Here is a 24,211-nt window from a genome sequence, read left to right on the forward strand (position 1 = left end):
CGATTGGGGCAAGGGATCAATTGAGCGAAACTTCCTCACTGGTTGCCGTCGAAAGCGGGCGAGAACCTCCGCAGGGCAAGCTGCCCATTCTCGCCGTGTCGGCGCTCGGCATTGTGTTCGGCGATATCGGCACCAGCCCGCTCTACACTTTCAAGGCCATCCTCGGCGCCACGGAGACCTCGTCGAACGCAGCCGTTGTGCTGGGCGTGCTCTCGCTCGTGCTGTGGACGCTCTTCATCATCACGACGGTAAAATACGTCTCGTTCGCCATGCGTGTCGACAATGACGGCGAGGGCGGCATCCTGGCGCTGATGGCGCTGTTGGGAGTGAAGAAGCAGAACCGGCCGACGATCGTCGCGGTCGGCCTGTTCGGAGCGGCCTTGATCTATGGCGATGGAGCGATCACGCCGGCGATTTCGGTGCTGTCGGCGCTGGAGGGCCTGAACATGGTGACGTCAGCGGTGCAGCCCTATGTCGTTCCTTCAGCGGTTGCGATCCTGCTGGCGTTGTTTGCGATCCAGTCGCGGGGAACGGCAGCGATCGGCCATCTGTTCGGGCCGGTAATGCTGCTCTGGTTCGCCACCATGGCCGTCATGGGAATATGGGGCATCGTACAGCATCCCACGGTGTTTGCCGCGCTCAATCCTGTTTACGGCCTGTCCTATCTGTTCTCCAACGGGTCGACCGGCTTCCTGGTGCTGGGCGCGGTGTTCCTCTGCGTCACCGGCGCCGAGGCGCTCTACGCCGATATGGGTCATTTCGGCAGGGGGCCCATTAAAATGGCCTGGTTCGCCGTCGTGTTTCCAAGCCTGATCCTGAACTACGCGGGCCAGGCGGCGCTGGTGCTCGAAGGCGCGCCGACCGACGGCAATATTTTCTTCAGGCTTTGCCCCGCCATCCTGCTGATCCCGGTGATCGTGCTGGCGACGGTCGCAACGATCATCGCCAGCCAATCGATCATCACCGGTGCGTTCTCGATGACACGGCAGGCGATCCAACTCGGCTGGCTGCCAAGACTGCAGATCAAGCAGACCTCGTCCGAGGGCTACGGGCAAATCTATGTCGGGGCCGTCAACTGGCTGCTGATGCTCGTGACCATCGGGCTTACGATAGGCTTTGGCAAATCCGACAATCTGGCCTCCGCCTACGGCATTGCGGTGTCGCTGACGATGCTGATGACGTCCGCGTTGCTTTTCATCGCGATGCGCGAGATCTGGGGCTGGAGCCCGTGGGCGGCCGGCTCGGTCGCGGGTTTCTTTCTCATCATCGATAGTGCCTTCTTTTTGGCCAATCTCACCAAGGTTGCTGAAGGCGGATATGTGCCGTTGATCCTAGCGGTCTCCGTCTACGGCATGATGTGGATCTGGCACCGCGGCTCAGAAGCCATCGCGGCACGGCTGCATGAAGCGCTGATTCCGGTCCCGGAATTCATGGCCAGGATCGCCGAAAAAAACATCCCGCGCGTTCCCGGCACGGCGGTGTTCCCGACCCGAACCGAGCGGGATACGCCGCCGGTCATGATCTGGCATGTCAAGCATAACCGCGCGCTGCATGAGCATCTGTTCGTGCTGAATGTCCAAATCCTTTCGGTGCCGTGGGTCTCCTCGCGCAGCCGCATCTCGATCGAGGAAGTCGCGCCGAACTTCTGGCGCGCGGATGCGCGCTTCGGTTTCATGGAGCGGCCGAACATTCCGGAACTGCTCGCCGCCGGCAAATCGCTGGGCTGCACCGTCGACCTCGCCGACGTGACCTATTATGTGGGACGCGAGACGGTGATCGGCCGCGAGGACGGCACGGGCTTGCCTGCCTGGCAGGAGAAAATCTTCGCGGTGATGGAGCGCAATGCCGCTCATGTCAGCGACTTCTTCAGCCTCCCCAGCGATCAGGTCGTCGAGATCGGCCGGCAGATCGCGATCTAGCGTGGGTGACCGCGGGGCTCGCTTGGCGGATTGGCGCCGAAGCTGCTTGTTTTCCGGGTTTTTCGCAGGCTTTCCAACTTCGCCGTGATAATACCCTAAATCGAACATTCATCCGCCGCCGCGCCATAACTGAAGTGCGTGCGCTCGGGGCAGGGTAGCCTCGAACGGGGTGATCTTTCAAAAATGCCGCTGCGGTCGCTGCGTTGAGTAGGTCCTTTCGAGACGAGAAGGGATCGGGGTTCTGCCGGCATCGGCAATTCTTGCACGGTCCGAATTCTGTGCAACGCGGGCGCCCCTGGCGCCTGCTGCGGTCAGCATTGCGTCTTGGCTTGATAAGCTCGTCGATCTTTCTGACGGCCGGATGCGCAACGATGGCTCCGCGCAACGCCTTGCCGCAAGCCAGTGCCGGCCAGCTTGAGCTCGAGGGATTTCACGACATACGTTTCTGGGGCGACGCATCGGCCCAGGATATCCACGCGATCATGATGGCAGACGCGCCGAAAGCGGGAACATCTGCCTCCCTGTCGGTTGAAAGGCACCAGCAGGTTTCCAACCTGCTCGCCATCTCCGGCGGCGCCGAGGACGGCGCCTTCGGCGCCGGCCTGTTGGTCGGCTGGAGCGACGCCGGCACGCGGCCGAAGTTCGACCTGGTCACCGGTGTCAGCTCCGGCGCGCTGATCGCTCCGTTTGTTTTCCTCGGGCGCGAACACGATAATCAGCTGCGCGAGATTTTCACCAAATACGGACGCAAGGACATTTTTACCTACAACGTGTCCGGGTTGCTCGAAGGAGCCGCACTGGCGGACGATGCTCCGCTGGCCCGATTGATCGAGAAATATGTCGATGCGGCGTTTCTGCAGGAAATTGCCGGAGAGCGGATCAAGGGTCGCATCCTGCTGATCGGCACCACCAACCTCGATACCCAGAGGCCGGTATTGTGGGACATGGGCCGGATCGCGATGAGCAGAAATCGCGACGCGATCAACCTGTTTCGCAAGATATTGCTGGCGTCGGCGACGCTTCCCGGAGTTTTCCCGCCGGTGCGGATTCAGGTACGGGTCGGCGGACAGAATTATGACGAGCTGCATGTCGATGGCGGTGTCACCAGGCAGGTATTTATCGCTCCCTCAGTATTCTCGTTCGTGGGCCACGATCAAAAGGCCGGGAGGGCAGCCGCGAAGCCGAGATTGTTCGTGATCAGGAACGGAAAAATCGATCCCGAATGGCAATCGGTCAACGACAATGTCGTGTCGGTTACGCAACGCTCGATCTCAACGCTGATCAAGAATCAGGGGATCGGAGATCTCTATCGGATCTATTCCGTGACCAGGCAAGACGGCATCGATTTTAACCTTGCGAGCATTCCAGCCGACTTCACCGACACCAGCGACGAGCCGTTTGACCAGAAATACATGATCGCGCTCTTTAACCGCGGATACGATCTGGCAAGTCACAACTATTCCTGGGCAAAGGCTCCGCCGGGGATGGAATTGGTGACTCAGGCGCATAACTGAGCGCAGAGCGGCTGCGGCCGAGCGAACGCGTTCACGAGGCGTAGCCGCCCCGCGCGGCGAGGCCCAAGCGCCGCGCTCGCGGGTTCGGTGTGCCGCGTGGTGCATGTCGGTTCTCGACCGCATGGACGACAACGACAACCGCCTGTTCGGCGTGAGGGCCGAGATCGCCTTGGTGCCGAAGCCGGCCAATCAGCTCAGGATCAGGACGCCGCTTCATGCGGTAAGGAATTGGGGTGGCCAAAAGGATTTGACACGTCGGGCAAATCACCGGCATATCTTCATCATCCCAGAAATTGATGCCCGCCCCGGGAAATCGGTCGCGGGCTTTTTCGTCAGACGACCGCCGCATGTCACCGAGCCCGTTGACACGCAGTGGCGTTGTCCAACGCCAGAAGATACAGCCAGTGGCAGGCGCGAATCAGTCGCCGCAGGAACAGGCCTGATTGCTGAGAAAGTTTGACACGTCGGGCAAATCACCTGCATATCTACAACCTCGCAAGAATTCTAAAGCCCGCGCCGGGAGACTGGCCGCGGGTTTTTTCATTGGCGGTTTTCGAATCGGACGGCAGCCGCGGGCGCACCACTCTCCCGTAGAGCGCTAGTCGCCAGGCGTCACAGCGCGCTGCCGTCCGAGCTTCATTTTGCTGCTCAAGCCCGGCGATGAGCAATCGCGTACTTCTGGATGGAGGTAGAGATGACCGCGTATCTGATATCGCTTTCATTGGTGGGCCTGGTTGCGATCGCCGTGTGGGACGGGTTCTCATGATAGTCGCTCGATGAACCCGCTGCCCCCGGCGGAACAATCGTCGATGGCGGCAAGCCCCGCGCCAATCAGGGCCAGACCGGAAAAATGCCTGGGCACCAGTTGCTCTCTCAATCGGAACGTTCCCAGCGCGATCGCGGCGTGCCCGGAAAGGTCAAATTCCCCATGGCTAAAACCCTGACTGAAATTCGCTCTTTGGCCCGCAGCCACACCAGGACCGCGCTCAATGTGCTGGTCGGCGTGATGCGGTCGAAGGATGCGACCGCGGCCGCGCGGGTATCGGCGGCCAACGCCATCCTGGACCGCGGCTGGGGCAAGGCGCCGCAAGCCATTGAGAACGGCGGCGACGGCGCCTTCGAAATGATCCACAGAATCGAGCGCGTCATTGTCCATCCTGAAAATCCCAACAGCGAAAATCTTTGAGCCGCTGCTCAAGCCCGGCCGCTACAAGGCGGCACACGGAGGCCGCGGCTCTGGAAAATCGCACTTCTTCGGCGAGCTTCTGGTGGAAACCTGTCAGGCCGAGCGCGGCACGCTGGCGGTGTGCATCCGCGAGGCGCAACGGACGCTGGCGCAATCAAGCCAGCGCCTGATCGAAAGCAAGATCGCCGCACTGGGTCTCGGCCGCCAGTTCAAGCTCTTCAGCGACAAGATCGAGACGCCAGGCGACGGCCTCATCATCTTTCGTGGCATGCAGGATCATACCTCGGAGTCGATAAAATCGCTGGAGGGGTTTCGGATCGCCTGGATCGATGAGGCGCAGAATCTGAGCGCGCGCAGTCTTTCGCTACTGCGCCCGACCATTCGCGCGAAGGCCTCCGAGCTGTGGGCCAGCTGGAATCCCAGGCGCCGCTCCGATTCGATAGATGATTTTTTCCGGGCCAAACGGCCCGCGGGCGCGATCGTCGTCAACGCCAACTGGCGCGACAATCCCTGGTTTCCGTCGGTGCTGGAAGACGAGCGCCAGACCGACCTGTCGCTCTATCCCGATCGTTACGACCACATCTGGGAGGGCGACTACGTGAGGGCATTCGAGGGCGCCTATTTCGCGCAAATGCTGTCGGAGGCGAGCGCGCAGGGCCGCATCGGAAAAGTCGCCGCCGATCCGCTACTGCCACTGCGCGCCTTCATCGACATCGGCGGTTCCGGCGCTTCCGCCGACGCCTTCACGATCTGGATCGTGCAATGGGTCGGCGCAGAGATTCGCGTGCTGGACTATTACGAGTCGGTCGGCCAGGTGCTGGCGTTTCACGTCAACTGGCTGCGCTCGCATGGCTATGCGCAGGCGATCCTCTATCTGCCGCATGACGGCGTCAACGAGAACAACATCACCGGCAAGCGCTACGAGGATCATCTGCGCGAAGCCGGCTTTGCGGTCCAGCCGCCGGTTAGGAACCAGGGCAAGGGCGCGGCGATGATGCGGATCGAGGCGCTGCGCCGATTGGGTCCGCAACTCCAGTGGAACGAAGCCACCACCGAGCCCGGCCGCGACGCCATCGGCTTCTACCACGAGCGCAAGGACGAGACCCGCAACATCGGCCTCGGCCCCGAACACGACTGGTCGAGCCACGCCGCCGACGCGCTCGGGCTGATGGCGATCTGCTACCAGGAGCCGGGAAGGCAAGCGAGTTTCAACCGGCCGATCCAGTATCGGGAGCAGGGATGGGTGTGAAGTCTTTGCGCATGGTCCAACTGCTGAGCTTGGTTGGCTGGCTTACGGAAAAAGCGGAATCGCTAAATATTGGCGTCTCGGGAACCATTCGGAAAATTACGTGTTGACAATTAGATGCTAATGTGTATTTATACACACTATGAAAAGCCGGGAAATTATCTCGGTCCTTCAAAGGGATGGATGGTCCGAGGTGGCCCGAAAGGGAAGCCATGTTCAATTCAAGCACCCTGCTAAAAAGGGCCGTGTAACAGTTCCGCACCCTGAACGGGATATCCCGATCGGGACATTGAAGAGTATCGAAAAGCAATCGGGTCTCAAGCTGAGGTAAGAGACATGGGTCAATATATTGGTCTTATCCATAAGGAAGCAGATAGCCACTTCGGCGTATCGTTTCCAGATTTTCCGGGTGTTGTCACTGCAGGCACTACTTTGGATGATGCTCGAGCTATGGCTGAAGAAGCTCTCGCCTTTCATATCGAGGGGTTGGTTGAGGATGGAGAGGCTATTCCCGAAGCTTCTAGCCTTGAAGAAGTTATGTCCGACCCAGACAATAGATCTGGCGTTGCCATCTTGGTCGCCGTAAAAACCGAGGCGCCCAAAATTATTCGAGTAAACGTCACGCTTCCCAGCGATATCTTGGAGCAAATCGACAGATATGCTGAGACGCATGGTCTTTCCAGATCAGGCTTCCTGACTCAAGCGGCAAAAAAGGCAATGCTAGAGGCAGCTTAGTTCTGCTTCCGGCTGACTTGCCGGGCTTTTCTCAGGGACGCGGTCGCAGCGTATAAGCTCCAAATCCGCGTTGAGCCAGAGGCGCTGACCTTCGTTGAACGATTTGACGCGTCGGGCAAATCACCTGCATATATTCAACATCGAAAATTTCAGCCCGCGCCCCGGGAAACCGGTCGCGGGTTTTTTGCATCGGGTAGCGGTCGAATTTCTGCTCCTATTTTGACGACGCCACTGACTCGGTAACCGTGGATCCGCACCAGCTACCGTCTCGAGCGTGCTTCTTCAAGGAAGGCGCCGGCCAGAGGTGTTTTGCTTATCGAGAATAAACGGGCCGGCACCTCTGCCTGCGATTCCATTCTTTTCGAGACTACCTCTAACAATTGAAGACGAGCACCGAACCGTCGAAAAATTTGACACGTCGGGCAAATCACCTGCATATATTCAACATCGAAAAATTGCAGCCCGCGCCGGGAAACCGGTCGCGGGCTTTTTGTATCGGGCAGCGGCTACGCCAACATGCTGCAGGCCGCTCGCGATTGCCTCGCATTGACGGCCAAGCCCGATCGATCCCAAAGGAACGAGAATGTCAAAGATGTCGGTACTCGATCTGAAAGCCATGCTGGCCTCCGAAAAGGCCAACGCGCTGGCGGCGATTTCGGCGGCGCAGCTGATGGAAGAGCGCGCCGACGCCATGGATTATTACCTCGGCGACATGCGCAAGGACATGCCGGCGCAGGATGGCCGTTCGCGCGCGGTCTCCACCGATGTCGCCGACACCATCGAAGGTCTGATGCCCTCGCTGATGGATATCTTTGCCGGATCCGATGAAGTGGTGCGCTTCGAGCCGGTCGGGCCAGAGGACGAGGCCGCGGCGCAACAGGAGACCGACTACGTCAATCACGTCTTCATGCAGCAGAATCCCGGTTTCATGATTCTGTATTCCTTCATCAAGGATGCACTGCATATCGTCACGGGCTTCGTCGGGGCAGTCTGGCTTGGCGTCAAGGTCATGCTGGGCAAATGAGACGTACAATGGTGGTGGTTGCGGCTCTGCTTGTCATAGTTCCGGCGCAAGCCATTCCTTGCTGGATGGTCAGGAAGGCCGTTGCGCAATATGGCGAGGCGGCGGTGGAATCCTGGGCTCGCGCAAGGGGCATCTCCGAAGCAGAGATTGAGAAGGCCCGACGATGTCTCAAGTAGCATGTCCCGAGAATCGTGATGTCAAGGATCGATCCGATGTACAGGATTCGCGAGGTTGACGGACAGGACGACGAAATTGCCGATACGCTCGCTGACCTGCATCGGCTGACATTCTTCGACGATGCTCCGATTCCGGAATTCGACTTGGGACACTGGTGGCTCGCCTACCACGAAGACCTGCCAATTGCCTTTGCCGGCGTCGTTCCGTCGACACTCGCAGTAAATGCTGGCTATTTCTGCCGTGTGGGCGTCCTGAAAAGGCATTGCGGCAATGCCCTCCAGCTGCGGCTGATGCGCGCGTTGGAATTGCGCGCGCGGCACAACGGATGGAATAGCATCGTATCTGACACGACGGATAATGTCGCGTCCGCGAACAATTTCATCCGTGCCGGCTATCAATTGTACCGGCCGCGATGTCCCTGGGCCTGGCCGAACACGCTATATTGGCGCAAGGCAATCGGGTGAGACAGCCGTGGGCCGCGATTTGCGCATGCGCTCAAGCGATTGCCGACGTTGCCCTTCTGGAAATAGACCCTAAAATCGCTTGGCGCCGGCCGCTTTGGCGCCAATCGATACCGGAAGGGAAGAGACGATCATGGCTGCCAGACCGCAATTGCCGAAGCGCGCGCCTCGAACCAAGGGCGCGCCGACCGCGCTCGACGGTCTGCTCGTCGTGGATTTCACCCGGGTGGTTGCGGGTCCTGCCTGCACGCAGACACTGGCCGATTTCGGGGCCGAGGTCATCAAAATCGAGAATCCGGAAGGCGGCGACGACACGCGGAGCTATGAACACGCCGATCTGGCTGGCGAAAGCGCCGCTTTTATCAACCTCAATCGCAACAAGCGCGGAATCGTTCTTGATCTGACCAAACCCGAGGCGCGCGCGGTCGCGCTGGAATTGATCGCGCGGGCGGATGTGGTAGTCGAGAACTTCTCCTCCGGCGTGATGAAGAAGTATGACCTCGATTATGCATCGGTCGGCCCTGCCAATCCTCGCCTGGTGTATTGCTCGATTTCGGCTTACGGCAGGAATGGGCCGTTTGCGTCCCGCCCGGGCTTCGATCCGATCACGCAAGCCGAGAGCGGATTCATGTCGCTAAACGGCTTTCCGGATGGTCCGCCGGTGCGGACCGGACCGCCCGCGGTCGACATGCTCACGGGCATGTCGGCTTGCAACGCCATCCTGCTGGCGCTGCTTGCCCGCGATCGGATCGGCCGCGGCCAGCATGTCGAGGTGGCGCTGTTCGACGTTGCGGTGGCGATGACCCAGTTTTACGGCATGGCCTATTTGATGACTGGCGTGAATCCCAGCCGTCAGGGCAACTCCCCGAACGGGTCTCCGTCCGTCGGCGTCTATGAGGCCTCCGACGCACCGTTCTATATCGCCTGCGCCAATGATCGTCTTTATCGCCGCCTCGTCGTCGAAGTACTCAGCCGCCCTGATCTCGCCAGCGGCGAGTTCGGTGACCGGCGCTCGCGATCGGCCAACAAAGAAAAACTGCGCGCGATCCTCACCGGGATTTTTGTACAGGATGCTCGCGAAAACTGGATGGCGAAGATGAAGGCGGCCAACATCCCCGTCGGCTATCTTCGGACCGTCGAGCAGGCTTTCAACTCGCCGGAAGTGCGCGAGCGCCATCGCATCAGCCAGATTCCTCACCCGACCGCGGGCTTCGTTCCCAATATCGAATCGCCCATCCATCTCGGCCTGACGTCGATCATAGATCCTGTCGCCGCGCCCCTGCTTGGTGAACACACACAGGAGGTGTTGCGCAGGAAGCTCGGCTATGACGATGCTCGGCTCGAGGCACTTGCCGGGGCGGGCGTATTTGGAAGGGTGGCAACGGTATTGGCCAGCTGACGTTGGAACGATGCCCCCGCAGGGCATCGTTCAGTGTAGAATTTCCCCAGATTGCAACATCCGCCCGGTGGCCCGATGGCCGCCGGGCTTTTTTTCGTTTTAGGATGCTTGTCCTTCAACGTGAGTGCGATAGAGGGTCAGGTCCATAGCTGTTCGCGCCGGTGGTGCCGCGCAGACAGCCGATTTCGACAAATCCCCAAATCGTCAATGCAAATGCCGCCAGGACCAGGATGTAGCGTGGCACTATGCCTCCCGCACTGCCAACCCATGCAACCCTGGCCAATTGGTCGAGCGCGCCCGGCAGCAGGTAGAAGATGGCGAGCCACCAGGCGCTCTTGTCGCGGTCGTGCAGCCGTTTGGTGGTGAAGGAGAGCCCCCACAGCAGCCAGGGGATCAGGACAACGACAACCATGATGATGAAGAGCGCCGCGGCGATGCCGGCGGCGGTGAACAGAATCACGGCTGTCATCAGTCCCGCGCCAACATAGGCAAGAACGGAGCGCCAGTACTTTGCCCGGTTGATGCGCCCACTGGCGCCGAACAGGAATTCGAAGAAGTCTTCCATGGTTTCTCTGCATGCCAATACCCCGGCAGGCCGGCGCTTGGCGATGTGTCGCTTGGAAATGGAAATCGGTTCAAAGGCCGGCTTGGCACGCTTGCGGTCTCCTCCTTCCTCCTTTTTTGTCCAGACGCCGCCGCTTGCAACTTTGGCACGATATCTATCTGCGGGTTTGTCTGGTGTAATCGGAAAAACCCTCGGGGGAGACAAGAACGTGGATCGCCGTAATTTCCTGGCCGGCTGCGCCGGTGTTTCAGTAGTTGCCGGAGTGGGTGACGCGTTCGGAGAGTCTGGTCCGCTGACCAAGATGATCTTTCCTTTCTCGGCCGGAGGCGGAGGCGATACGCTTTGCCGGCTCGTCGCGCAATATGCCGGCCAGCTGCTCGATCGGACCATCATCGTCGAGAACCGGACTGGCGGAGACGGGCTGATTGGCATCAAGTGGGTCAAGAATGCCAGCCCCGACGGAACCTCGATCCTGGTGACCACCGGCCCAACCATGTATCTGTTGCCAATGGTGGAGACCGAACCGAGCTTCGATCTGGACAAGGATTTTGCGCCCGTCTCGCTGCTGGCGCGTTTCGAGTTCGGTGTGGTCACAGGCCCTGCGGTTGATGCGAAGGACTTCAAACAATTCGTCGCCTGGCTCAAGGCGAACCCGGGCAAGGCCACATTCGGCGTGCCGAGCAACGGTACCATCCCGCATTTCACGGGATCGAAACTCGAACAGGTGCTCGGCATCCCTCTGACCCGCGTGGCCTACCGCGGCAGTGCCCCAGCCATCAACGATCTGATCGGCGGCCATCTGCCGTTCGCCATCGTGACGATCGCGGATGCAATCCCGCAACATCGCGCCGGGAACGTCAAGATTCTTGCCGTGAGCAGCGCCGAGCGTTCGCCGTTCCTCCCTGACGTTCCGACCCTGAAGGAGAGCGGCGTTGATCTCGTCGCCGATGGTTGGTACGGGATGTGGCTCCCCGCTGGCAGCCCACCGGATTTTGGCCATCAGCTCAGCGCGGCAGTGGTGGCCTCGCTTGCCAAGCCGGAAGTCCGCGAAAAGTTGATGGCAATCGGTCTGATTCCCGTCGGAACGACGCCGGAAGGCCTCACACAGGAATTGGCCGCCGATACGGCGCTCTGGCGGCCGATCGTCAAGGCCACAGGCTACAAAATCACTTATTAAGTTCCGTCAGGCCGATCTTTCGGCGGACTGCGGCGAGTTCAGTCTCGTCCCAGATCCCGATCAGGATCCCGCCTTTGACCTGCAGTTGCTGGCTTGCATAGGCCTCGATCTTTTCCCGGCTCGTCGTGATGTGGCCTTTGGGGTGTAGTGCCCAGTCGAACAGGGCCGACTGCAGACGAGCAGTGACATCGGCGCTGTTTGAATCTTCGCCGCGATCGATCAGTTCCTGCGGATCTTCGAGAAGGTCGTAGAGCATTGGCCGGAAGCCGGAAGCGTGAATGTATTTCCAGCGTCCGTCGAACACCATGAAAAGCCGGCATTGATCAATCGGCTGGTTAAGCTTCAGCCGGACATCCTGCATGCAATAGTCGTATTCCGAGAACACCACCTGGCGCCAGTCCGCGGGCACCTGGCCGCGCAGCAGCGGCATCAGTGAGCGTCCCTCGAGAATATGATCTGGAGTCTTGCCGCCGAAATATTCGATGAAAGTCGGCGCCAGATCGATCGCCTCGACCAGGGCATCGCAGACCGTATCCCTTGTGCGATCGGCAGCTTCAGAAGGATCAATGACGATCAGCGGGATTTTTGCTGATTGATCGTGAAACAAATCCTTCTCGCCCATCCAGTGATCGCCGAGATAGTCGCCGTGATCGGAGGTGAACACGATCATGGTGGTATCCAGCAAGCCGCGCGCGCGCAGAAAATCCATCAGAACACCCATCTGATCGTCGATCTGCTTGATCAGGCCCATATAGGTCGGGATGACTTTTTCCCTGGCTTCGTCGCGCGCCATGTTCCGGGAGTAGCGCATGTCCATGTAGGCGGCAAAAACTGGATGGGCGCTCTGTTTTTCCTGCTCCGAGCGAACCGCCGGCTTGACGCCGCCCGGGCCGTACATGCTGGCGTATGGTTCAGGGGCGATATAGGGCCAGTGCGGTTTGATATAGGATAGATGCAGGCACCATGGGCGGCCGTCTTGCTCGGCCTCGACAATAAAATCCATGGCGCGGCGCGTCATGTAGGGCGTCTCGGAATCCTCCTCGGCAACGCGGGCCGGCTTGTCGGCGTGGATCAGCAGCCAGCCATTCTGCAGCGTGCCGTCGTCAGCCGCGCCGGAATTGGCCCATTGCTCCCAGGGATTGGCCGCGTCGTAACCTTGTTCGCGCAAATATCCGTCGTATTTCGGACGCGGTCGGCCCGTCGGATGCAAGCCGTCGTCGCGCTCGTACGGTTCGAAACCGCATTCGGCGACATGGACGCCAATGATCGAATCCGGCGCGATCCCGAGCATTTTCAGGCCCTCGAGGTCCGGCGTCATATGTGTCTTGCCGACCAGCACATTGCGCACGCCGATTTTCTTGAGATGATCGCCCAGCGTCGGTTCGCCGATGCGTAGCGGCCAGCCGTTCCAGTGCGAGCCGTGTGAGCGCATGTAGCGACCGGTGTAAAACGACATTCGGGAGGGGCCGCAGATCGGCGATTGCACATAGGCGTTTGAAAAGCGCACCCCGCGCTTCGCCATGGCATCGATATTCGGCGTCTTCAGGGTTGGATGCCCCGTGCAACCCAAATAGTCAAAGCGAAGCTGATCGCACATGATCCAGAGGACGTTTTTGGGTCGGGGCATGTCTTGCTCGATTTTTTCGGGAGCTTGATGGTGCGATATTGCATGGCAAATGACAATTGGCCTCGCTGCCATCCGGTTCAGACACTAGTCGAACGGCAGCCTGTTGTGCTTTGATACGGGAGGGCCGAGGCCTGAATATGGGCCGCGAAAACGCGGCCAGCGGCCGATTCCGTCGGCCGCAGAAGCCAAAAAGGAGGACAGCCCATTGCGAGAGCCCAGCCGTACATTGCTGGCCAAGATCTGGGACCAGCACGTCATCACGCAGCTCAGCGAAGATACCGATCTCCTCCATGTCGATCGACACCTGCTGCACGATCTGGGCGGGTCGCGCGGCCTGCTCGATCTCAAAAGCCGCAGCCTTTCGGTGCACAATCCGGAGCTGACTTTCGCGACGCCCGACCATGCCATTTCGACGGCGCGCGGCCGGGCCGGCACTATCAAGATCGGTCAGGAGCTGTTGGCGGCTTTGAGGGTTGAAACCTCAGCCAGTGGGATTGCGATGTTCGATATCGGCGAGCCTGGCCAGGGCATCGTCCATGTCATCGGCCCAGAGCTTGGCTTGAGCCTTCCCGGCTGCCTGATCGTCTGCGGCGACAGCCATACCTGTACGCATGGCGGGCTGGGTGCGCTGGCTTTCGGGATCGGATCGAGCGAAGTGACGCATGTGCTGGCAACGCAAACCATCATCCAGCGCCGGCCGAAAACCATGCGCGTGAGATTCGAGGGCCGACTGCCGTTCGGCGTGACTGCCAAGGACCTCATTCTCGCTTTGATCGGCGATGTCGGGGCAGCCGGGGGCACCGGCTACGCCGTCGAATATGTCGGCGGTGCGATCCGCGACCTGCCGATCGAAGGGCGGCTGACCATCTGCAATCTTTCGATCGAACTCGGCGCCAAAATGGGGTTGATAGCGCCGGATGAGAAGACCTACGAGTATATCCGCGGACGCGCCTATGCACCGCAGGGCGAGATGTGGGAGCCGGCCGTCAAAGCATGGCGGCAGCTGCCGAGCGATCCTGACGCGGTGTTCGACAGGGAAGTCCTCATCGATGTCGAGAAGATCATTCCCCAGGTGACCTGGGGCACGAGCCCCGAACATGTCATCGGCGTCGACGGTCATGTTCCCGATCCCAGGGAGATTGCCGATCCGGCGCGGCGCGCAGCGATCGAGACCGCACTCGACTATATGGGTCTCAAACCGGGAGCGCCGATCGCCGGTACGCCGGTCGATTGGGTTTTCATCGGATCATGCACCAATAGCCGGATCGGCGATTTGCGGGCTGCCGCTGCGGTCGCGCGGGGCCGCAAGGTTGCGCCTGGCGTTCGCGCCTGGGTCGTGCCGGGCTCCGAGACTGTCAAGCGTGATGCGGAGGCCGAAGGCCTCGACAAGCTCTTTATCGATGCCGGCTTCGAATGGCGTGAGCCGGGATGTTCGATGTGTGTGGCGGCGAACGGAGAAACCGTCCCTCCCGGCCAGCGGTCGGTCTCTACCTCCAACCGTAATTTTGTCGGCCGTCAGGGACCGCGCGCGCGGACTCATCTGGCGAGCCCGGCCACGGCGGCAGCGGCGGCAATATCCGGCGCCATTGCCGGCGTGCGGACGATGGAGCGCTGACATGCCGAAGGCTTTCACGAAACTGAGCGCAATTGCCGCACCGATGATGCGCGGCAACATCGATACCGATGTCATCATCCGCATCGAGCGTCTCGTCGGAAATGCCGTTCGCGGCACGCTCGGTAAATGGGCATTCGGTTCGCTGCGGTATCTTGCGGATGGTTCGGAGAACCCCGACTTCATTCTGAATCGCGAGCCCTATCGGCAGGCGGAAATCCTCGTCACCGGTCCCAATTTTGGTTGTGGTTCCTCCCGCGAAGGGGCGGTTTGGTCGCTGCAGGAAATGGGGATCCGCGCCGTCATCGGGTCGAGTTTTGGAGACATTTTCTTCGCCAATTGCTTTCAGAACGGTGTTCTCCCAATCGTCGTCGACGAGGCGATCGTTGACGGCCTCGCTGCGGAGATCGAACTCACCCAGGGGGCTGGACGCATCGGCGTCGATCTCGAGGAACAGACGATCACCTCGCCAACGGGACAGCGGCACCGCTTTGAGATCGATCGGCGCCGCCGCGCCGGCTTGCTTGGCGGTCTTGATGAGGTTGCACTGACACTGCAGCGCGACCGCGAAATCCGCGCCTTTCAGGCGGCCGATCGGGCCGAGCGACCGTGGATTCATTTTGCGAGGAAATCGGCGTGAATAGTCTTTCCAACATGGTCAAGGTCGCGGTGGTCGGCGGCGAGGGCATCGGCCCTGAGGTAACAGCGCAGTCGCATCGCGTGCTCAACTGGTTCGCCGCGAAGCGAAACGTACCGATCGTCATGCGCGAGGCCCAATACGGCCTCATTCCGTATCTCGCGGCCAGTAAGGTATTGCCGCAGGACACGGTCGAGGCGATGGACGAAGCCGACGCGATCCTTTGGGGAGCGACTGGCGGCCCGGAGACGAAAGAGGTTCCAGCCGCGGCGCGCAAGGCAGGGAGCTTGTTATCGTTACGCAGCAAATACGACCTTTATGCCAACCTGAGGCCCATTTTTTCTCATCCCGCGCTGGCCGGTGCGGCGCCGCTCAAACCTGATGTGCTCAGGGGCGTCGATTTCGTCATCATTCGCGAGCTCACCAGCGGGATCTATTTCGGCGAGCCGCGCGGCATCGAAACCCTCGCGGATGGACAGCGCCGCGGATTCAACACCGAGCAATACACCACTAATCAGGTCCGTCGCGTGGCGCGGGCTGCTTTCGAATTGGCGCGCACGCGCAAGGGTAGGGTCTGCTCGATCGACAAGGCCAATGTATTGGAAGCCAGCGTGTTGTGGCGCGAGGAGGTCATTGCGCTCCATGCCGCAGAATTTCCAGATGTTGAGCTCAACCACCTCTATGTCGACAATGCCGCCATGCAGATCGTTCGGCAGCCCTCGCAGTTCGATGTGATGGTGACGGGCAATATCTTCGGCGACATCCTTTCCGATTGCGCCGCGATGGCGTCGGGCTCGCTCGGCATGTTGCCGTCGGCCTCGCTCGGTCCAGTCGACAAGTTCGGTCGCCGCAAGGCGCTTTACGAGCCTGTCCACGGCAGCGCGCCCGACATTGCGGGCAGGGGCATCGCCAATCCGCTCGGCTCGATACTCAGCGTTGCCATGATGCTACGACTGACGCTGAACCGGCCCGACGATGCGGATTTGTTGGAAAAGGCGGTAGGCAAGGCGCTATCGGCGGGTGCGCGCACGGCTGATATTGCTGAACTCGGCGCGACAAAACTTTCGACCGAGCAGATGGGCGATGCGGTGCTGAACGCCTTGGAACAGGTTGCCGGCAAGGAGAGGGAACACGCGTGATGTGTTCGCCGGCCGGCTCCCGAAAGTGGGTGGAATGTTACTTCCATCGAGGCGCCTTCGCCGTCGCTCCGCCGAAAGTGGAACAGGTCCGGTACTGTATCTGTCAGGGCAGACCAAATATTGGCAAGGGAATCTCATGAGCATAACGGTTTACGGATTTTGGCGGTCGATAGCCTCATTTCGCGTGCGGGTTGCCTTGAGGCTCAAGGGCCTGGCTTTTGAGGAAATCCCGATTGACATTCTTTCCGGCGAGCAATTCAAGCCGGATTACGCAGCGGTCAATGCCGAGCGCGTGGTGCCGACATTCATCCATGACGGCCACTCCATATTTCAGTCGTTGGCGATCATCGAATATCTCGATGAGATCCAGCCGGAGCCGCGACTGATACCGCAAGACGTCAAGGAACGTGCCTACGCACGCTCGCTGGCGTTGATGACGATTGCGGACGCGCATCCGCTGTTGGTGCCCCGTGTCCGCAATCATCTCGCCAAAACCTTCGGCGCCGATGCGAAGGCGATCGAAGACTGGGGCGGGCATTGGACGATCGAGGGGCTTGCGACCTATGAACGGCTGCTAGCGCACCGCGCCCCGGCGCCCTTCGCCTTGGGCGCGCAACCGGGGCTAGCTGACATTTGCATCGCTGGCCATGTCGTGGGTGGGCAATATCTCAAACTGGAACTGAGCGCCTTTCCAACGGTGGCGAGACTGACCGACCATTGCTTCGAGATGCCCGCTTTCGCCACATCCCATCCGTTCGAGCAGCCGGGGTATAAGACGGCAAACGGGCATCACTAGAGACCTTACCGTTCGATGGAATCAAAACGGGGCTCCAGATTCTTGCTTTGACGCGTTTTCTTAGCGCGAACCGGTGGCCACTTCGCTCGAAAACGCTCTGGCCATCGCGCTTCAGACATCGAGCCCGAGCACCCGTGCAGCATTGCCGCCGGCGATCTGGGCCAGCGTCGCTTCGTCCATGCCCTGGACACCGGCGATATGTCCGATCGGATTATATTCAGCCATATCGAAGGGATAGTCGGTGCCCATCACGATACGATCGGGGCCGAACACGTCGATCAGATAGGCCAGCTGGTGGTAGGAGAAGACCACGGTGTCCAGATAGACCTGCCTCAGATAGGTCGTCGGCGACAAGGGCAGATCACCGTGGCAGTCCTGCCGCGCACCCCAGGCGTGATCGATCCGCCCGGAGTAACCGGGGAGATAACCGCCCCCGTGCACTGCCATCAGCTTCAGATCGGGAAAGCGCGCCAGCGTTCCCGAAAAGATCAGGTTGTGAAGCGCAAGGGTCGTGTCGAGCGGATTACCGAGCACGTTGTTGAAATAAAAGTGAGTCAGGCGCTCGCCATGCGTGAATCCGTTCGGATGCATCATGATGAAGGCCCCGAGTTGCTCGGCCCTGGCAAAGAAGGGACGGAATTTCGGATCGGACAGTTCCTGGCCGTCGACATTGGTGAGGATTTCGACGCCCTTCAGCTTCAGGCCGTTCATAATGTAGTCAAGCTCGCGGACTGCGATCTCCGGCTCCTGCAAAGTCACCACGCCAAGGCCGACGAAGCGGTCCGGTTTGCGCGAGCAATATTCCACCACGCCATCATTGGCGAGGCGGTGAGCGGACTCCGCAATTTTCGGGTCGATGGAGTAGTAGCATTGGCCCGGCGCCGGCGCCACGACCTGGATGTCGATGCCCATCTTGTCGAGATCGAAAAGGCGACGATCGATCGTGGTCATGACCTCACCGACGTCCTTCTCCTGCTGCGCATTGATCTCCTTGGTGGCGGCATCGGCAAAATGGGCAAGCGGAATCCGGCTGATGTCGATATGCGGTTGCGCTAGCTTGGCGGCCTGAGGAACCACGATGTGAGCGTGAATGTCGATCGTGGCGGATGTCGGTCGCCGGGCGAGGCCGTCGGCGTCATGGATGCGGGCAGCGGTGCGGCCATAGCGATTCTTGCGATCGATCATTTGAATTGACTCTGCTGTTGGAGTTTTCTGTTTCGGGCGTGGAGCGGGGTTGATGTTACTAGGATTTGCCTTTGCGTTGGGTCCAGCGGGTCGAAATCGCGGTTGCGTCTGCATCGCCGAGGCCAGCGGCTTCCGCCTCCTCATAGCACGCAAGCGCGCTGGCGGTGACAGGAAGCTCGGCATGAAGCGAGGACGCGAATTGGACCGCGCAGGCGAGATCCTTTTTCGCGGCGTTGAGGCCGAAAGCGGTTTCGCCGAGCGGCGCTCCACCCAATACCTTGGCGATGACGGGGCCGCGACCCTTCATGGCCGTCGGCGCGCCCGAGGTGTCAGTCAGGATGTCGATCAGTCGGTCGGCCGGCAGATTGAGCGGCTTGCAGATCGTCAAGGCTTCGCCAAGCGCCTGCCAGTACACCAGAAGCGGCAGGTTGACCGCCAGTTTCATCATGGAGCCCGCGCCGAGGTCGCCGACATGCTCGAAGCGGCGGCACATTTGTTCCATGATCGGCAATGCCCGCGCCACATCTGCCTTTGACCCTCCGACCAGGCCGAGCAGTTTGCCTTCCTTCGCCGGTGCGGTGCTTCCGCCGACCGGGCATTCGACAAATGCGCCGCCCTGCTGCAATACCGAAGAGCCGTTCGACTTCATCGTGTCCGGACGGATCGTGCTCATATCGACAATGAGCTTGCCGGCAAGCTTGGCTTTCAAAATGCCGTCTGGCGCACGATAGACCGCTTCGGTGGCGGCATCATTCAGCAACATGACGATGATGACCTCGCAACCCTCGACGAGTTGCGCCGGCGAGGCGAACAGTCGTGCGCCCGCATCGACGAGCGGCTTCATCTTGGCTGGGTTGCGATTCCAGACCCCGATTTCATGCCCAACCGACATCAATCGCTGCGCGATCGCTGACCCCATACGCCCCGTTCCGCATACGCCGATCTTCATAGCTTGACCTCGATTCAGCAGTGGATGGCTGAGTTAGTGAGCATGAAAGACGCCGAGATTTTGTGCGATCAGCTCTTCATTGTTCAAGACGTCACTGGCCGGCCCGGCGAACACGCAGCGTCCGGTATTGAGGATCACTGCATGATCCGCAACGTCGAGCGCAAGTTGACGGTTTTGTTCGACTAGCACGATCGATTGCCCCTCTTCCTTCAGGCGCCGGATGGTACGGCCGACCTCCGCGACGATCAGTGGGGCAAGGCCTTCCGATGGCTCGTCAAGTAGGAGTACCCTCGGATTGCCCATCAGCGCCCGCCCGATTGCCAGCATCTGCTGCTCGCCGCCCGAGAGTGTACCGGCAAATTGAGCGTGGCGTTCGCGCAGCCGCGGGAACATCCCGTAAATTCGCTCGACGTTCCAGGGTTTTTCAGTTGCCCGTCCGCGCTGGTGCGCAACCAGAAGGTTTTCCCGGACCGTGAGCGATGGGAAGATGCGGCGCCCCTGCGGAACGAGCCCGATGCCAAGGTGCGAAATTCGTTCGGGGCTGAGGCCTCCGATTTGCTCTCCAAACAGGCTGATCTCGCCACCCTGCGGTCGCAGAAAGCCGATGATCGTGGAGATGCAGGTCGTCTTTCCCGCCCCATTGCGCCCCAGCAAGGCCAGCACGCCTCCCGGTTGCAAGGAAAAGCTGACGCCGTGCAGGATATGGCTGTCGCCATAGAAGGTATGCACATCTATCAAGCTGAGTGCGTCAGGAGCCAAGATACACCTCGCGCGTTCGCTCGTCCGCGATCACCACATCCCGCTCGCCATCGACGATCACTCGGCCGTAGTTCAGCAACGTCACGGTTTCGGCAAGGTCAAGGGCTGTATCCATGTCATGTTCGATCATGATCACCGAGGTTTGCCGCGGGATCGAAGCGATCAGCGACTTCACCTGAGATCGTTCGGTATTGGAAAGGCCCGCCATCGGTTCGTCCAGCAGCAGCACGCGCGGCTTCTGAGCAAGCGCCATCGCAAGTTCAACCCGGCGCTTTTCGCCATAGGCGATATCCGTGACTGGATGCTGAGCCAGATGCAGAAGTCCGACCGCATCCAGCGTCCTGCGCGCCTCGGTTGCGAGATCGCGGTAATAGGACAGTGGCCGCCACATCTGCCAGCGCGACGGCCGCAAACCCAATAGGCCGAGGATAACGTTGTGTTCGAGCGTATCGCCGGTGAACAGGGTGATGATCTGGTAGGTTCGCGACAGCCCGGCGTGGGCGCGCCGATAGGGCGCCAACCGCGTGATGTCGGTGCCGAAAAGCCTGACCTCGCCCGAATTTGGCCGAATGTCGCCGCTGATCTGGTTGAACAGCGTGGTCTTGCCGGCGCCGTTCGGGCCGATGATCAGACGGCGTTCTCCGGGCCTAATCGCGAGCGATATGTTCTGCGTGACCGAAAGGCCGCCGAAGGCCTTGTTCAGCTTGACGACCTCGAGTGCGTAGTCGGATATCCCCGGGGTCATCGCGAACCCCTGCGAAGAGCCGTGGCCAGCCTGCTCAGGCCAGGAACTATGCCGGTAGGCATCACCAGAACGATGAACAGGAACACCAAGCCCAGCAGCATGTTCCAACGTTCGATATAGGCCGAGGCGTAATTCTTCAACAGCAGCACCAGCGCCGCGCCGACGGCGGGGCCGCCAAGCGTTCCTGAGCCACCGGCGATGACGCCGAGCAATGCCTCGGCCGAGCTCGTGGTGGAGAGCGACGTTGGGTGGATATATTTGTTGTAATAGACGTAAAGCAATCCGGACACGCCGCCCCAGAAGCCGGCGTAGATGAAAGTGATCCAACGGATCATCCAGGGATTGAAGCCAAGTGCGGCCATCCGGCGCGGCTGATCGCGTACGCCCTTCAATGACGATCCAAATGCCGATGACACGAAAATCGCTATCATCAGACAAGCGATCGACGCCACGACCAGGGCGAACCAGTAAAACGACGCGGCGCTTTCCAGCGAAATGCCGAACGGCATGGGCCGGGTCAGGCCGGCGATGCCGTTGTCGCCATTGGTCACACCGGACATGCGATAGGCAAGCCCCCACAATACCTGCGACAACGCCAGCGTGATCATGAGAAAGCCCAGGCCCGTGGCGCGTAGGGCGATGATGCCGAAGAAGGCCGCCATCGTGGTGGTTCCGGCAATCGAGACGATCGCGGCCGATCCGTGTCCGAACCCGTACCGGCTCGTCAGCAGGGCGGAAATATAGGCGGCGACGCCGAGATATGAGGCGTGTCCGAGCGACGTCATCCCACCATAGCCTACCAGCAGATTAAGGCTGAGTGCGAAGATGGCCGCGATCAGAATTTGGCTGGCGAGATTGACGTAGAAGTCGCCCGCGAACGAGGGCAGCAAAACAAGCAGGGCGGCGAGCAATGCTGCGGCGATCCACTTCATGCGCCGAGACGTCCAAACAAGCCTTGTGGCCGGAAAGCAATGACGACGATCATTGGCAGGAACAGGATGATGTAGGCCAGTTCCGGAAACAGCGCGGTGCCGAATGTATAGATGAACCCGATGATAAAGCTGCCGACGAATGCACCCAGCAAGCTTCCAATGCCTCCCAGAATGACGACGATCAGCGCCAGTGGCAGCATGTCGGCGTCGAGCCCCGGATAGGCCGACAGAATGGGTCCGCCCAGCACGCCACCTGCGCCGGCGATCCCCGCGCCTAGGCAAAACACGACCGTGAACAAATTCGAAACCGGGATGCCGACGGCGCGCGCCATCTGCCGGTCGTCGACACCGGCCCGGATCATCGCCCCCAACCGTGTCCACTCCAGCAGGAAATACAGTACCATCGCAACGGCAACGGCGCAGCCCACCAAAACCAGCCGATAGGTCGGAAACACGAAACCAAGTACCCGAGTTGGCGCCTGCAGGTTTTGCGGCGTCGGCACGGGAATCGAATCGCCGCCCCACAACAGCAGGCAGGCGTCGGAGATGATAAAGGACATGCCGAGGGTAACCAGCACCTGACCGAGCGGGTTGGTCTTGAGTCTGGTCAATACCAGTCGCTCGAACAGACCGCCGATTGCAGCGACTGCGATTCCGGCGCCCAGTGCCGTTACCCAGATATTCAGCCCGCTGTAGGAGCGCAGCGCCGTGGCTCCGAAATAGGTGCCGAGCATGAAGAAGGCGCCATGCGTCAGGTTCGCCAGCCTCATCAGGCCGAAGATCAGAGAGAATCCCGAGGACAGCAGAAACAGCAGACCGCCGAGCGACAGGCTGTTGAGTCCCTGGATGATCCAAAACTGCATCGTTCGCCGATCTCGTCCCGAGGATTTGTGCGATTGCCAACCCGCGAACGCGGGACTATGGCTCAAAGTTCTTTGCCGGTCGGCTATCTTGGACAAAGACTGGATTGGGAGTAGCCACGCTGGCGATACGCGCACCGGCAACGCCAGAGACGAAGTCTCGTCGCGATATCCTCATTGGAACCCTCCCCGAAAGCGCTACAAGCGAACCAGTCCTTGATATTTTCTTGATTGACGGATTTATCGAACGGAAGGCGTAAATGATCAAGTGATAACCACGCCATCGAGTTGTCGCGCAGGATATTTTCGCACCCGAACGTCCTCGGTTGATGCGGTGCGGTATCGCGCGCGCGTCTATTCCCCTGTGGGGGCGGTCTGTTTGGGGGGCGTGATGATGGTCGTCTTCAGCACTTCGAATACCGCCGCCGTATCCTGGTCTCCCAGTCCCATCGCCAAGGCCCTGTCATAGACGGGCTGCGTCAGCGTAAATAGCGGCGTTGAGCAGCCGACGTCGTCGGCGAACTCGGCGATAATGGACATGTCTTTTTTCCAGGTAGAGACCTTCATGGTCGCGGGCTCGTAAACGCCTTCGACCATCATCGGCGCGCGCATCTGAAACATCCGGGAACCGCCGGCGCCTGGTCCGACCAAGTCCACCACCATCTTGGGATCGAGGCCGGCGCGCTCAGCCAGGACCATTGCCTCGGCGGTCGCAACGTTGTGGATGGCTACGAGGTGGTTGGCAACGAACTTCATTCGGCTGCCGTTCCCGTACCGGCCAAGGTCGGCGCTCTGTTTGGCGAAATCAGAGAACAGGCTCGTGCATTGCGCGATGGCGTGGCTGTCCCCGCTGGCATAGACGATGAGATCGCGATTTTTCGCTTGCGCGCCGGTTCCACTCAATGGGCAGTCCAGCGCGATGTGATCGGCGTTCTTCAGGATTGCCTCGAAGCGGAGCTTGTCGGCAATGCTGAGCGTGGATAGTTCGACCACGATTCGCGGAGACTGACCGGAGCCCGCGATCTCCCGCGCGACCTGCTCGGCGGCTGCGGGACTGGGAAGGCTGGTCATGATGATGGGCGCGTCCCGCGCAATTTGAGGGACGTTGCCTGCAATTACAACCTTAGCGAGTTCAAGGTCCGCGCGTCGCGCGGCGTCGGTATCGAAGCCGATCACGCGCCATCCGCGTTCGACCAGATTGCGGGCGATTGCCCCTCCCATGATGCCAAGGCCGATAATTCCGACGGTCTTGTCCATGTGTTCGCTCCCCGCGGCTGGTTTTCGAATTCCGATTGCCGGCAAGGCTGGTCGCGCCTTGGATAGCGATCAGCGATGAATAATCGTCACCCGGCTTAGATCGGTCAAGTGACGCCATCGATAGTTTGCCTGAGCACGAATGGCAAGGGTACCGCCCGCTGGTTGCGGTCGATGACAGCTTGCTTTGCACCTTGGGGCGATGAAGTGATGCGATGCATTTATTGCCGAGGCTATCGTCGGAAGATTAGGATTGTTATGCAGATATCGTGCAGACATGGCGATGCGTCTGGCGCTGAATGAGCAAGTTTGA

The 24,211-nt window shown here is 60.3% G+C and carries 24 protein-coding genes; 15 read left to right on the forward strand and 9 right to left on the reverse strand.

Annotation, left to right across the window (positions count from 1 at the left end; all coding sequences use genetic code 11):
* The first annotated feature begins 20 nt into the window (after nucleotides 1–20).
* The 10 genes from VK804_RS32270 (at nucleotide 21) to VK804_RS32315 (ending at nucleotide 9,661) form a co-directional block, all read left to right on the forward strand.
* Nucleotides 21–1,919, forward strand: coding sequence for a potassium transporter Kup (locus VK804_RS32270; protein ID WP_325752344.1), 1,899 nt, complete (start codon nucleotides 21–23; stop codon nucleotides 1,917–1,919).
* Between the two features lie 371 nt (nucleotides 1,920–2,290).
* Nucleotides 2,291–3,433 (forward strand): patatin-like phospholipase family protein, encoded by a 1,143-nt coding sequence (locus tag VK804_RS32275; RefSeq protein ID WP_325752345.1) that lies wholly within the window; start codon nucleotides 2,291–2,293, stop codon nucleotides 3,431–3,433.
* 103 nt (nucleotides 3,434–3,536) lie between these two features.
* On the forward strand, nucleotides 3,537–3,893 hold the full coding sequence (locus tag VK804_RS32280; RefSeq protein ID WP_325752401.1) for a hypothetical protein: 357 nt from the start codon (nucleotides 3,537–3,539) through the stop codon (nucleotides 3,891–3,893).
* 468 nt (nucleotides 3,894–4,361) lie between these two features.
* Nucleotides 4,362–4,619: a hypothetical protein gene (locus tag VK804_RS32285; protein WP_325752346.1), complete on the forward strand. Its 258-nt coding sequence runs from the start codon at nucleotides 4,362–4,364 to the stop codon at nucleotides 4,617–4,619.
* Complete coding sequence (locus VK804_RS32290) at nucleotides 4,582–5,868, forward strand: PBSX family phage terminase large subunit (RefSeq protein WP_325752347.1); 1,287 nt, start codon at nucleotides 4,582–4,584, stop codon at nucleotides 5,866–5,868. Before VK804_RS32285 ends, VK804_RS32290 begins: the two co-directional genes overlap by 38 nt.
* A gap of 139 nt (nucleotides 5,869–6,007) precedes the next feature.
* A complete protein-coding gene (locus tag VK804_RS32295; protein WP_325752348.1) occupies nucleotides 6,008–6,196 on the forward strand; it encodes a type II toxin-antitoxin system HicA family toxin in 189 nt (62 codons plus the stop codon).
* Between the two features lie 5 nt (nucleotides 6,197–6,201).
* Nucleotides 6,202–6,600 (forward strand): type II toxin-antitoxin system HicB family antitoxin, encoded by a 399-nt coding sequence (locus tag VK804_RS32300; protein ID WP_325752349.1) that lies wholly within the window; start codon nucleotides 6,202–6,204, stop codon nucleotides 6,598–6,600.
* A gap of 583 nt (nucleotides 6,601–7,183) precedes the next feature.
* Nucleotides 7,184–7,624, forward strand: a complete 441-nt coding sequence (locus VK804_RS32305) for a portal protein (protein ID WP_325752350.1) — start codon at nucleotides 7,184–7,186, stop codon at nucleotides 7,622–7,624.
* Nucleotides 7,625–7,836: 212 nt separating this feature from the next.
* Nucleotides 7,837–8,265 (forward strand): GNAT family N-acetyltransferase, encoded by a 429-nt coding sequence (locus VK804_RS32310; protein ID WP_325752399.1) that lies wholly within the window; start codon nucleotides 7,837–7,839, stop codon nucleotides 8,263–8,265.
* A gap of 130 nt (nucleotides 8,266–8,395) precedes the next feature.
* The gene (locus VK804_RS32315; RefSeq protein ID WP_325752351.1) at nucleotides 8,396–9,661 is read left to right on the forward strand and encodes a CoA transferase; all 1,266 of its coding nucleotides are present in this window, start codon (nucleotides 8,396–8,398) and stop codon (nucleotides 9,659–9,661) included.
* Between the two features lie 115 nt (nucleotides 9,662–9,776).
* On the opposite strand, the gene VK804_RS32320 is transcribed toward VK804_RS32315, so the two are convergent.
* Nucleotides 9,777–10,226, reverse strand: a complete 450-nt coding sequence (locus VK804_RS32320) for a DUF805 domain-containing protein (RefSeq protein WP_325752352.1) — start codon at nucleotides 10,224–10,226, stop codon at nucleotides 9,777–9,779.
* Between VK804_RS32320 and VK804_RS32325 the strand changes: the two genes are divergently transcribed.
* On the forward strand, nucleotides 10,225–11,403 hold the full coding sequence (locus VK804_RS32325; RefSeq protein ID WP_325752353.1) for a Bug family tripartite tricarboxylate transporter substrate binding protein: 1,179 nt from the start codon (nucleotides 10,225–10,227) through the stop codon (nucleotides 11,401–11,403). The genes VK804_RS32320 and VK804_RS32325 overlap by 2 nt on opposite strands.
* Here the strand turns inward: VK804_RS32325 and VK804_RS32330 are convergent.
* Nucleotides 11,393–13,030, reverse strand: a complete 1,638-nt coding sequence (locus tag VK804_RS32330) for an alkaline phosphatase family protein (protein ID WP_325752354.1) — start codon at nucleotides 13,028–13,030, stop codon at nucleotides 11,393–11,395. The genes VK804_RS32325 and VK804_RS32330 overlap by 11 nt on opposite strands.
* Before the next feature lie 205 nt (nucleotides 13,031–13,235).
* Here VK804_RS32330 and leuC point away from each other — a divergent pair, with 205 nt between their 5' ends.
* Genes leuC through maiA form a run of 4 tightly spaced genes read left to right on the forward strand, consistent with a single transcriptional unit; the run spans nucleotide 13,236 to nucleotide 17,214 of the window.
* Nucleotides 13,236–14,645 (forward strand): 3-isopropylmalate dehydratase large subunit, encoded by a 1,410-nt coding sequence (gene leuC, locus VK804_RS32335; RefSeq protein WP_325752355.1) that lies wholly within the window; start codon nucleotides 13,236–13,238, stop codon nucleotides 14,643–14,645.
* A 1-nt stretch (nucleotide 14,646) separates the two neighbouring features.
* Complete coding sequence (leuD, locus tag VK804_RS32340) at nucleotides 14,647–15,282, forward strand: 3-isopropylmalate dehydratase small subunit (RefSeq protein ID WP_325752356.1); 636 nt, start codon at nucleotides 14,647–14,649, stop codon at nucleotides 15,280–15,282.
* Nucleotides 15,283–15,296: 14 nt separating this feature from the next.
* A complete protein-coding gene (leuB, locus tag VK804_RS32345) occupies nucleotides 15,297–16,418 on the forward strand; it encodes a 3-isopropylmalate dehydrogenase (RefSeq protein WP_325752357.1) in 1,122 nt (373 codons plus the stop codon).
* Nucleotide 16,419: 1 nt separating this feature from the next.
* A complete protein-coding gene (gene maiA, locus VK804_RS32350; protein ID WP_325752358.1) occupies nucleotides 16,420–17,214 on the forward strand; it encodes a maleylacetoacetate isomerase in 795 nt (264 codons plus the stop codon).
* Nucleotides 17,215–17,325: 111 nt separating this feature from the next.
* Here the strand turns inward: maiA and VK804_RS32355 are convergent, their stop codons facing one another.
* The 7 genes from VK804_RS32355 to VK804_RS32385 all read right to left on the reverse strand — a co-directional run bounded on the left by VK804_RS32355 (nucleotide 17,326) and on the right by VK804_RS32385 (nucleotide 23,946).
* Nucleotides 17,326–18,399 (reverse strand): amidohydrolase family protein, encoded by a 1,074-nt coding sequence (locus VK804_RS32355; protein ID WP_325752359.1) that lies wholly within the window; start codon nucleotides 18,397–18,399, stop codon nucleotides 17,326–17,328.
* A gap of 58 nt (nucleotides 18,400–18,457) precedes the next feature.
* A complete protein-coding gene (locus VK804_RS32360; protein ID WP_325752360.1) occupies nucleotides 18,458–19,348 on the reverse strand; it encodes an NAD(P)-dependent oxidoreductase in 891 nt (296 codons plus the stop codon).
* Between the two features lie 33 nt (nucleotides 19,349–19,381).
* A complete protein-coding gene (locus VK804_RS32365) occupies nucleotides 19,382–20,107 on the reverse strand; it encodes an ABC transporter ATP-binding protein (RefSeq protein WP_325752361.1) in 726 nt (241 codons plus the stop codon).
* Nucleotides 20,097–20,852 (reverse strand): ABC transporter ATP-binding protein, encoded by a 756-nt coding sequence (locus VK804_RS32370; protein WP_325752362.1) that lies wholly within the window; start codon nucleotides 20,850–20,852, stop codon nucleotides 20,097–20,099. The genes VK804_RS32365 and VK804_RS32370 overlap by 11 nt, the downstream gene beginning before the upstream one ends.
* The gene (locus VK804_RS32375) at nucleotides 20,849–21,784 is read right to left on the reverse strand and encodes a branched-chain amino acid ABC transporter permease (RefSeq protein WP_325752363.1); all 936 of its coding nucleotides are present in this window, start codon (nucleotides 21,782–21,784) and stop codon (nucleotides 20,849–20,851) included. The genes VK804_RS32370 and VK804_RS32375 overlap by 4 nt, the downstream gene beginning before the upstream one ends.
* Entirely contained in the window at nucleotides 21,781–22,647 is an 867-nt protein-coding gene (locus VK804_RS32380; protein WP_325752364.1) for a branched-chain amino acid ABC transporter permease, read from the reverse strand. The genes VK804_RS32375 and VK804_RS32380 overlap by 4 nt, the downstream gene beginning before the upstream one ends.
* Nucleotides 22,648–22,998: 351 nt before the next feature.
* Complete coding sequence (locus VK804_RS32385) at nucleotides 22,999–23,946, reverse strand: NAD(P)-dependent oxidoreductase (protein WP_325752365.1); 948 nt, start codon at nucleotides 23,944–23,946, stop codon at nucleotides 22,999–23,001.
* Between the last annotated feature and the right edge of the window lie 265 nt (nucleotides 23,947–24,211).

Origin of the sequence: Bradyrhizobium sp. (genome assembly GCF_035484855.1) — a bacterium.
GTDB lineage: Bacteria > Pseudomonadota > Alphaproteobacteria > Rhizobiales > Xanthobacteraceae > Bradyrhizobium.